This is a genomic window from Cellulomonas sp. zg-ZUI22 (assembly GCF_017353535.1).
Classification (GTDB): domain Bacteria; phylum Actinomycetota; class Actinomycetes; order Actinomycetales; family Cellulomonadaceae; genus Cellulomonas; species Cellulomonas wangleii.
Map to the genome: position 1 here is coordinate 66,564 of NZ_JAFMUZ010000010.1, position 10,346 is coordinate 76,909.

The 10,346-nt window shown below is 77.9% G+C and carries 4 protein-coding genes and 1 rRNA gene; 4 read left to right on the forward strand and 1 reads right to left on the reverse strand.

The window, feature by feature from the left end:
- The first annotated feature begins 113 nt into the window (after window positions 1-113).
- The 4 genes from J1G43_RS18755 to J1G43_RS18770 all read left to right on the forward strand — a co-directional run bounded on the left by J1G43_RS18755 (window position 114) and on the right by J1G43_RS18770 (window position 10,033).
- Complete coding sequence (locus J1G43_RS18755) at window positions 114-920, forward strand: glycerophosphodiester phosphodiesterase family protein (protein WP_374191816.1); 807 nt, start codon at window positions 114-116, stop codon at window positions 918-920.
- 88 nt (window positions 921-1,008) lie between these two features.
- A complete protein-coding gene (gene recC, locus J1G43_RS18760; RefSeq protein ID WP_307859668.1) occupies window positions 1,009-4,458 on the forward strand; it encodes an exodeoxyribonuclease V subunit gamma in 3,450 nt (1,149 codons plus the stop codon).
- Window positions 4,455-7,916: a UvrD-helicase domain-containing protein gene (locus J1G43_RS18765; protein ID WP_207340889.1), complete on the forward strand. Its 3,462-nt coding sequence runs from the start codon at window positions 4,455-4,457 to the stop codon at window positions 7,914-7,916. The genes recC and J1G43_RS18765 overlap by 4 nt, the downstream gene beginning before the upstream one ends.
- Complete coding sequence (locus J1G43_RS18770; RefSeq protein ID WP_207379074.1) at window positions 7,913-10,033, forward strand: AAA family ATPase; 2,121 nt, start codon at window positions 7,913-7,915, stop codon at window positions 10,031-10,033. The genes J1G43_RS18765 and J1G43_RS18770 overlap by 4 nt, the downstream gene beginning before the upstream one ends.
- A gap of 211 nt (window positions 10,034-10,244) precedes the next feature.
- On the opposite strand, the gene rrf is transcribed toward J1G43_RS18770, so the two are convergent.
- Window positions 10,245-10,346: ribosomal RNA gene (gene rrf, locus J1G43_RS18775) — 5S ribosomal RNA — on the reverse strand; the annotation flags it as partial.

Consider the following 10,346-nt stretch of genomic DNA (forward strand, 5'->3'; position numbering starts at 1 on the left):
GGGCCACCGGGCCGTCGCCCGCGCGCGTCCCGCAGGCGTCGGGCGGCCGACCAGCGGGTGAAAACCTCGTGCCCGCGCAGGCCTCCGGGCCCGCACCGGGTGACAGTGGACCTGTGCACGCGAGCCAGGACGTCCCCGGGAATGCGCCCGTGCGCCACCCGTACTTCCAGGACCCCGGCGGCGTCGTCGCCCTCGCCCACCGGGGCTTCGCTCTCGACGGCCGGGAGAACTCCCTGACCGCGTTCGGGGCGGCCGTCGACCTCGGGTTCCGGTACGTGGAGACGGACGCGCACGCGACGGCCGACGGTGTCGCGGTGGCGCTGCACGACGAGACCCTGGACCGGACGACGGACGGCGAGGGCATGGTGTCCGAGCTGCCGTGGTCGCTGGTCCGCCGCGCCCGCATCGGTGGCGTCGACCCGGTGCCGATGCTGGTCGACGTGCTCGGCACCTGGCCGGACCTGCGGGTCAACGTCGACGTCAAGAGCGAGCACGCCGTCGGGCCCGTCGCGGAGGCGGTCGAGCGCACCGCGTCGCACGACCGCGTGTGCGTGGCGTCCTTCTCCGCCGCGCGCCGGCGCGCGACGGTGGCGCGGCTGAGCCGTCCGGTGGCGACGTCGGCCGCGACGGGCGAGGTCGCCCGGTTCCTCCTCGCGCACCGGGCGCACGCCACGCGGCTCGCGGCGCAGGCGCTGCGGGAGGTGGACGCGCTGCAGGTGCCGGTCGCGCAGGGCCGGCTGCGGGTGGTCGACGCCGGCACCGTCGCCGCGGCCCACGCCGCCTGCCGCGCCGTGCACGTGTGGACCGTGAACGACCCGGACGAGATGCACCGCCTGCTGGACCTCGGTGTGGACGGTCTGGTCACCGACCGCGCCGACCTGCTGCGTGACGTGCTGCGCGCGCGCGGCACCTGGTCCTGACGGGACCCGCGGCGCCCTGCAGGACGTGCGGGGCGCGGGCCTGTGGACGGGAGCGTCGGTGTCCCCGCGGTTCGCTACCGTGCCTCGGGTGACGACGACGGGGCACGGACGGTCCGCGACGGCCGCGACGCGCGCCCTGCGGGTGCACACCGCCGAACGTGCGGACGTGCTCGTCGACGCGCTCGCCGACGTGCTGGCGGACGTGCCGCCCGGGACCGACCCGTTCGCCCGTGAGGTGGTGGCCGTGCCCACGCGCGGGGTCGAGCGGTGGGTCGCGCAGCGGCTGTCCCACCGCCTGGGCGCCGGAGCGGACGGGGAGGGCGGTGTCTGCGCCCGCATCGACTTCGAGCCACCCACGCGCCTGGTGCGCGAGGCCGTCGCGGCGGCCACCGGCACCTCGCGCGACGACGACCCGTGGGAGCCCGAACGCCTCGTGTGGCACGTCCTGCGCGCCGTGGACGACGCCGTCGCACAGGACGTCCCGTGGGCCCGTCCGCTGCGGCGGCACCTCGTCGACCCCGACGACCGCCAGGACGTGCACGCCGGGCGGCGGCTGCGCCTCGCGCAGCGGCTCGCCGGGACGTTCGCCGCGTACGCGGCCCAACGGCCCTCGCTCGTCGCGGCCTGGGCCGCGGGACGGGACGAGGACGGCGCCGGCGCCCCCCTGCCGCCGGACCTGGTGTGGCAGGCGTCGCTGTGGCGGGCCGTGCGCGCCGCCGTCGGGGTCCCCGGGCCCGCCGAGCTCCTCGACGACGCCGTGCGCACGCTGCGTGCGGACCCGGGCGTGGTGGACCTTCCCCCGCGGCTGTCGGTCCTCGGGCCGACCCGGCTGCCGCAGGCCCACGTCGACGTGCTGACCGCCCTCGCCGCGCACCGCGACGTGCACGTCTGGCTCCCCCACCCCTCGCCGCGCCTGTGGCAGCGGGCGGCGACGTCCGCCGCGGGCGCGTCGGGCGTCGCCCCCCGTCGCAGCGCCGTGCCGACCGTCGCCGTGCACCCCCTGCTCGCGTCGGCGGCCCGCGACGCCACCGAGCTGGGGCTCCGGCTGACCGGCACGGGCGCCGACGTCACGCACCACCCGGCCCCGCCGCCGCCGGCGACCGTGCTCGGCGCGCTGCAGGCGGCGCTGCGCGCCGACGAGCGCCCCACGACCCGCGTCGCTGCCGGCCCCGAGGACCGCACCGTGCAGGTGCACTCCTGCCACGGCCGCGGACGTCAGGTCGAGGTGCTGCGCGAGGTCGTGCTGGGCCTGCTCGCGGACGACCCGACGCTGCAGCCGCGGGACGTCGTCGTGCTCTGCCCGGACGTCGAGGCGTTCGCGCCGCTGGTCGTGGCGGCGTTCGGCGCCCCGGCGACCCCCGCCGACGGCGGCGGCCCGCCCGCCCGGCACGACGCCACACCCGTCCACCCCGGACGCACGCTGCGCGTGCGCGTGGCCGATCGCGCACCGGCGCGCACCAACCCCCTGCTGCGGGTGGTCGCGGTGCTCCTGGAGCTGGCGGGGTCGCGGGTCACCGCGTCGGGCGTCGTGGACCTCGCCGGCCTGCCCGCCGTGCGCCGCCGCTTCGGGTTCGACGACGCGGCCGTCGAGCAGCTGCGCGCGTGGGCGCTCGAGTCGGGGGTGCGGTGGGGCGAGGACCTGGACCGCAGGGAGCGGTTCGGGCTCGGCCGGGTCGCGCAGGGCACCTGGCGCACCGCCACCGACCGGCTGCTGCTGGGCGTCGCGATGGCCGAGGAGGACCAGCGGTTCGTCGGGTCGGCCCTGCCCCTGGACGACGTGGACAGCACGGACGTGGACCTCGCCGGCCGCGTCGCCGAGCTCGTCGACCGGGTCACCGCGCTGCTGGACGAGCTCGACGGGGTGCGGCCCGCCGACGCGTGGTTCGACGCGCTCGAGCGTGCGCTCGTCCTGCTGGCGGCCGCCGACCCGGCCGACGCGTGGCAGGAGGTCGGTGCGCGCGCCGTGCTCGCGGACGCGCGTGCGTCGGCCGCGGGCACCGACGTGCCCCTGCGCCTGAGCGACGTCGTCGCCCTCCTTGAGCCGCGGCTCGCGGGCCGCCCGACGCGCGCGGGGTTCCGTACCGGCGCGCTGACGGTGTGCTCCCTGGAGCCTATGCGTGCGGTGCCGCACCGCGTGGTGTGCCTGCTGGGCATGGACGACGGCGTGTTCCCGCGCAGCGGCGCACCCGACGGCGACGACGTGCTGGCCCGCGACCCGCTGGTCGGTGAGCGCGACCGTCGCGCGGAGGACCGCCAGCTGTTCCTCGACGCGGTCATGGCCGCCGGCGACCACCTGGTGGTCGTGCACAGCGGCGCGGACGAGCGCACGGGCGCACCGCGGCCGCCCGCCGTGCCCGTGGGCGAGCTCCTCGACGCCGTCGACGAGTCCGTCGAGCCGGCCGGCGGACGCACCGCGCGGGAGGCGTTCGTCGTCCAGCACCCGTTGCAGACGGTCGACGAGCGCAACTTCACGGCAGGTGTGCTGGGCCGGCCGGGCCCTTTCAGCTTCGACGCCGTCGACCGCCGGGCCGCCGAGGTCGCCCGCGGCCCCCGCACGCCCCGCCCTCCGCTGCTCACGGCGCCGTTGCCGCCCCTCGAGGAGCCCGTCGTGGACCTCGACGACCTGGTGTCCGCGCTCGAGCACCCCGTCAAGGCGTTCGTGCGACGCCGGCTGGGCGTCCTGGTGCCGGGCGAGAGCGAGGACCTCGACGACCGCCTGCCGCTGACGCTCGCGCCGCTCGACGGCTGGGCCACCGGTGACCGACTGCTGACGGCGGTCCTGTCGGGCGTGGACCTGGGCCGTGCGGCGGCTGCCGAGCGGCGGCGCGGCGCGGTGCCGCCGGGCACCCTCGGCGGCGCCGCGCTGGCCGACGTCGCCACGCGGGTGAGCGCCGTCGCCGAGGCCGCCGCCCCGGTGCTGACGGTTCCCGCGACGACGGTCGACGTCACGGTGCCGCTGCCCGGCGGGCGCACCCTGGTGGGGACCGTGCCCGGCGTGCGTGGCGACGTCCTGGTGCGTGCGGTGTACGCGCGGCTCGGCGCCAAGCACCGGCTGCGTGCGTGGGTGCAGCTCCTCGCACTCGCCGCGGATCCCGCCGCCCCGGCCGTGCGCGGGGCGGTGACCGTGGGCCGTGCCGTCGGCAGCCGCCCGCGGGCCATGACCTCGTGGCTGTCCCCGCCGCCGGCGGACGACGCGCGTCGCCTGCTCGCCGACCTCCTCGCGGTGCGCGACCGTGCGCTGCGCGCCCCGCTGCCGCTGCCCGTGGCCGCCGGGGGCACGTACGCGCAGCGCCGCCACGGGCACGACGACCCGGCCGGTGCGCTCGCGGACGCCGAGCACACGCTGCGGGACCGCTTCGAGCACACGGACGAGTACCACGTGCTCGCGTGGGGCGAGGGGTTCACCCTGCCGGCCGTGGCAGGCGACCCCACGCCCGCCGACCGCGCGGCGTGGCCGCACGAGCCGACCCTGCTGGGCGCGCTCGCGCGCACCGTGTGGGACGCCCTGCTGACGCACGAGGGACGGGAGCCGGTATGACCGCCACGACCGGCCTCGACGTGTTCGACGTGCGCGGCCCGCTGCCGTCGGGCACGACCGTGCTGGAGGCCAGCGCGGGCACGGGCAAGACCTTCACCATCGCGGCCCTCACGGCGCGCTACGTCGCGGAGGGCCACGCCCGCCTGCCCGAGCTGCTGCTGGTGACGTTCGGCAGGATGGCGACCAGCGAGCTGCGGGACCGCGTGCGCGCCCGGCTGGTCGCCACCGAGCGGGCGCTGCGGGAGCCGGGCGCGCGTGCGAGCGACGACGTCCTCGTGCGGCACCTCGCGGACGTCGACGACGCCGAGCTCGCCCGCCGACGTGACCGCCTGACGGTGGCGCTGTCCGAGGTTGACGCCGCGACCATCACGACGACCCACGGGTTCTGCCAGCAGATGCTGCGCACGCTGGGCACCGCGACCGGCGGTGGTCACGTCGAGCCCGGCGCCGCGCTGCTGCCCGACGTCGCCGACCTGGAGGCGCAGGTCGTGGACGACCTGTACCTCGGCGCGTACGCGTTCGCCGAGCGGCCCGTCCTGAGCGTCCCCGAGGCGCGCGAGGTCGCCCGCGCCGCGGTGAGCGACCACGCTGCCGTCCTCGCCCCCGACGACGCTCCCCCGGGCACCCCGCCGGACCACCGGTACCGCCTGGCGCGTGCCGTCCGGCGCGAGATGGTCCGCCGGCGGCGGGCGGCGCACGTCGTCGACTACGACGACCTGCTGACGCTGCTGCACGCCGCACTGACCGACCCGGTCAGCGGCGCGGCCGCGGCCGAGCGGGTCCGCGCGCCGTACCGCGTCGTCATGGTCGACGAGTTCCAGGACACCGACGAGGTGCAGTGGGAGATCCTGCGCGCGGCGTTCCACGGCCACCGGACCCTCGTGCTCATCGGCGACCCCAAGCAGGCGATCTACGCGTTCCGCGGGGCGGACGTCCACACGTACCTGGCGGCGCGCGCCGTCGCGACGACCTCGACGCTGGGGCGCAGCTGGCGCGCCGACGCGCCCGTGCTCGACGGGCTCGCCCACCTGCTCGGCGGGGCCGCGCTGGGCGACCCGCGGATCGTGGTGCACCCGGTGCAGGCCGCACGGCAGGGACGCCGGCTCGAGGGCGGCCCGCCGGTCGTCGTGCGGCGGGTGACGCGGCGGGCCGTGGGCGCGGGCAGCGCAGCGCCACGGGTCGACGCCGTGCGCTCGCTGATCCACCGGGACGTCGCGGCCCAGGTGGTGCGGACGCTGCGGGACAGCAGGCTGCGCGACGGGGACGCGTGGCGCCCCGTCCTGCCCGGTGACGTCGCGGTGCTCGCGCGTCGCAACGCCGACGCGCTGGCGGTCCGCGACGCCCTGGTCGCGGCGGGGGTGCCGGCGGTGGTGTCGGGCCTGTCGAGCGTCTTCGCGACGTCGGCGGCCCGCGACTGGCTGGTGCTGCTGAGCGCGCTCGCGGCCACGGGTGACGCGGCCCGCGTCGCGGCCGCGGCACTGACGCCGTTCGTCGGGTGGGACGCTGCTCGGCTCGCGGGTGCCGCGGACCGCGAGCGCGACGACCTCGCGGACCTGCTGCGCGGCTGGTCCCACGTGCTCGCGGGCCAGGGTGTCGCGGCGCTGCTGCAGGCGGCGGCCGCCTCGGGCCTGCACGAACGGCTGGCCGCCCGCGTCGACGGCGAGCGCGCGCTGACCGACGTGCGGCACGTCGGCGAGGTGCTGCACGCCGCCGCCCGCGACGCGGGACTCGGGGCCGCGGCGCTGACGGAGTGGTTGCGGGCGCGCATCGGCGAGGCGGCCGGCGACTACGCCGAGGAGCGCAGCCGGCGCCTCGAGACCGACGCCGCCGCCGTGCAGGTCGTCACGGTGCACGCCGCGAAGGGTCTGGAGTTCCCGGTCGTGATGGTGCCCTTCGCGTGGGACCGCTTCGTCCCGCGCACCCCGGCGGTGCTGCGGTACCACGACGAGGACGGCACGCGACGCCTGCACGTCGGCGGCCCGGGGAGCCCGGGCTACGAGGCCGCGCGTGCCCGCCACCAGGCCGAGGAGGCCGGTGAGGACCTGCGCCTGGCGTACGTCGCGCTCACGCGGGCGAGCAGCCAGGTCGTCGTGTGGTGGGCACCGAGCACCGTGTCGGCGTCGGGGGCCGTCGGGCGCCTGGTGCTCGGGGCGCGCGACGCGCTGGGCCTGCCGCCGGACACGGTGCCGGTGCCGCGCGACGACCAGGCCGCCGCGGCTTTCGAGGCACTGGCTGACCGGTCGGGCGGGACCGTCGCGCACGAGACCGTCGACGAGGCGCCCGCGCCGGTCCGGTGGGCCCCCGAACGCGGCCCGCTGGCCCCGCTGGACGTCGCTCACCTGCACCGGACGGTCGACACGACGTGGCGCCGGACGTCCTACTCGGGGCTGACCGCCGCGGCGCACGACGCCGGCCCGGCCGGCCCCGGGGCCCCCGACAGGGTCGGCGTGGCCGACGAGCCGGAGGACCCCGGGATCCAGGACGAGTCCGACGGCCCGGTGCCGGTGCGTGCGCCGCGCGCCGGGGACACCGAGGGGCCCGACCCGGAGGCCCTGGGGCGCAGCACGCCGGAACCCGCGCTGACGGCCGCGCTGCGTGCGGTGCGGTCGCCGCTGGCGGACCTGCCGGGCGGGACGGCGTTCGGCACGCTGGTGCACCACGTGCTCGAGCACGTCGACACCGCGGCGGACGACCTCGCGGCGGAGCTGCGTGCGCGCTGCGTCGAGGCCGCGGGGTACGTCGCCGGGCTCGGTATCGACCCGGGCGTGCTGGCCGGGGCTCTGCTGCCCGCCCTGCACACGCCGGGCGGCCCGCTGCTCGGCGGGCGGACGCTCGCCCAGGTCGCCCCGCGCGACCGGCTCGCCGAGCTCGACCTCGAGCTGCCGTTGGCGGGCGGCGACCTCGACGCGTCCGGGCGGCACCCGGCGACGTTGGCGGACGTCGCCACGCTGCTGCGCGCCCACCTGCCCGCGGACGACCCGTTCGCGCCGTACGCCGGACGGCTGCAGGCGCTGCACGACGACACCGCGACGCGCCCCGGGGCCCTGCGGGGGTACCTGACCGGCAGCATCGACGCCGTCCTGCGGGTGGAGGTCGACGGCGACACCCGGTACGTCGTCGTCGACTACAAGACGAACCGGCTGGGCCCGCCGGACGAGCCGCTCACCGCGTGGCACTACCGCCCCGCGGCGACGACCCTGGCGATGATGGACGCGCACTACCCGCTGCAGCTGCTGCTGTACACGGTCGGGTTGCACCGGTTCCTGCGGTGGCGGCTGCCCGGGTACGACCCCGACCGGCACCTGGGCGGCGGCGCGTACCTCTTCGTGCGCGGCATGTGCGGGCCGGCGACACCGGTCGTGGACGGCTCGCCGTGCGGTGTGGTGTCGTGGCGGCCGCCGTCGGCGCTGGTCGTGGCACTCTCCGCGCTGCTCGACGGCAGGGGGACGGGACGATGAGCGCAGACGTGGCCACCGACGTCGTCGCGGGTGCGGACGTGGACCCCGGCGACCCGCGCCGGCCGTGGCGCGCCGGCCCGTTGCTGGGGGTGTTCGCCACGGCGGGCGTCCTGACGTCGGCCGACGTGCGCGTCGCCGAGCGGCTGGGCGACCTGACCGGCGAGGACGACGCGACAGTCCACCTGGCCGCCGCGCTGGCCGTACGCGCCGTGCGGTCGGGGTCGGTGTGCGTCGACCTGGCAGACGCCCCGACGCTCGCGGCCGAGGGGTCGCCCGAGGACCCCGGCGCACCGACGCCCGACGTCGCGCTCCCGTGGCCGGACCTCACGGAGTGGACGGCCGCCGTGCGAGCCAGCCGGATGGTCGCGGACGGGACGGACGGCCCCGCCGACCGCCCGGTGCGGTGGGTGGACGGCCGTGTGTACCTCGACCGCTACTGGCGCGACGAGCAGGTGGTGCGCCGCGACGTGGACGCGCGGCTGCTGGGCCTGCTCGACGTCGACGACGCCGCGCTGCGGACGGCGGTGCACGCGCGCTTCGCGCGTCCGCAGGACGGCCGCCAGCGACTGGCGGCCGCGACCGCCGCGCTGTCCCGGCTCACGGTCCTCACCGGCGGACCGGGCACGGGCAAGACGACCACCGTCGCGCGGCTGGTCGCGGTGCTGCGGGACGTGGCGGGCCCCGACCTGCGGGTCGCGCTCGCCGCGCCCACCGGGAAGGCCGCCGCGCGGCTGCAGGAGGCGGTGAACGCCGAGCTGGCACGGCTCGCGGCCGAGGGCGGTGGTGCCGGGTCGTCGCGGGACAGGGCGGTGGAGGCCGCACGAGGTAGGCCGGCGGACGCCGCACCAGGGACGACGGCGGGTACCCGCACAGGGACGGCGGCGGGCGGCGGGGCGGCGGCGCTCACCGCGTCGACGATCCACCGCCTGCTCGGGTGGCGTCCGTCGAGCACACGGTTCGCGCACGACCGCACGCACCGCCTCCCGCACGACGTCGTGGTGCTCGACGAGGCGTCGATGGTGTCGTTGCCGCTGCTCGCGCGCGTCCTCGACGCGCTGCGGCCCGACGCGCGGCTCGTCCTCGTGGGCGACCCCGACCAGCTTGCGTCCGTCGAGGTGGGTGCCGTGCTCGGTGACCTGGTGACACGCCCCGTCCCCCACGGGCTGCTGCCGGCGCGCCTCGCGGCCCTCCTCCCGGACGACGTCCCCGACGCGACGAGGGCCGAGCCGCCGACGACGCGACGGGGAGATCCGACCGCGCCGCGACCCAGCGAGGCGGTGGACGACACCTCGGAGGCCGGTACGGGCAGGCTCGGCGGCCTGGACGACGCGCGCGACGCCGCGGCACTGCACGGGGGCGTCGTGCGGCTCGTCGTGCCGCACCGTTACGGTCATGAGCTGGGAGCGCTGGCCGACGCCGTTCGCCGTGGCGACGCCGACACGGCACTCGCGCTCCTGCACGCGGGTGGCACGCACGCCGCGCTGGTCGAGCCCGCCTCCGAGGTCCCGGCCGACGACGAGGTCCCTGCCATCCGCAGCGCGGTCAGCACGACGGGTGCCCGCATCACCGCCGCGGCCCGTGCCGGCGACGTCGAGGCCGCGCTCGAGGCGCTGGGGGCGCACCGCCTGCTCCTCGCGCACCGGCGCGGACCGGCGGGCGTCGCCCGGTGGGCCGCCCTCGCCGAACGGTGGGTCCGCGAGGCGACGCACGAGCTCCAGGGCGGGCCGTGGCCTCCGGGGCGGCCCTTGCTCGTCACCACCAACGACCGCACCACGGGTCTGTCCAACGGCGACACGGGGGTCGTGGTCGCCGACGGCGACGACGGGGTCGTCGCGGCGTTCGGCGAGCCGGGGTCGCCACGGCTCGTCCGCCCCCACCGCCTCCCCGCCGTCGAGACCGTGCACGCGATGACGGTGCACCGTGCGCAGGGCAGCCAGTTCATGCAGGTCACGGTGGTGCTGCCGCCGGCGACCTCGCCGCTGCTGACGCGCGAGCTGCTCTACACGGCGATCACGCGGGCGCGCGAGCACGTCCTGGTCGTCGGGTCGACCGACGCCGTGCGGGCAGCCGTCCAGCGCCCGGTACGACGTGCGAGCGGTCTGCGATTCGTCCGCTGAGCCCGGTGACGCACGCCTCCGCGACGGCTCGGGCTCGACCGGGAGACCGGCCGACCACCGATCGCCCATCGCACCGCCGAACGGGCCGACAGGACGTCAGACGTGCCCTCGGTGATCCGCCGATCAACCGAGCCGGCGGGCGCATGCGCGGGTGCGCGGGGGAACGACGAAAGGCCCACCCCTCGCGGGGTGGGCCTTTCGTTGAATGATTGTCCGGCGGCGTCCTACTCTCCCACACCCTGGCGGGTGCAGTACCATCGGCGCTGAAGGGCTTAGCTTCCGGGTTCGGAATGGGACCGGGCGTTTCCCCTTC

Excerpts from the sequence above, each read along its gene's own strand:
- J1G43_RS18765 (WP_207340889.1), top strand. The coding sequence starts at position 4,455 with ATGACCGCCACGACCGGCCTCGACGTGTTCGACGTGCGCGGCCCGCTG.
- J1G43_RS18770 (WP_207379074.1), top strand. The coding sequence starts at position 7,913 with ATGAGCGCAGACGTGGCCACCGACGTCGTCGCGGGTGCGGACGTGGAC.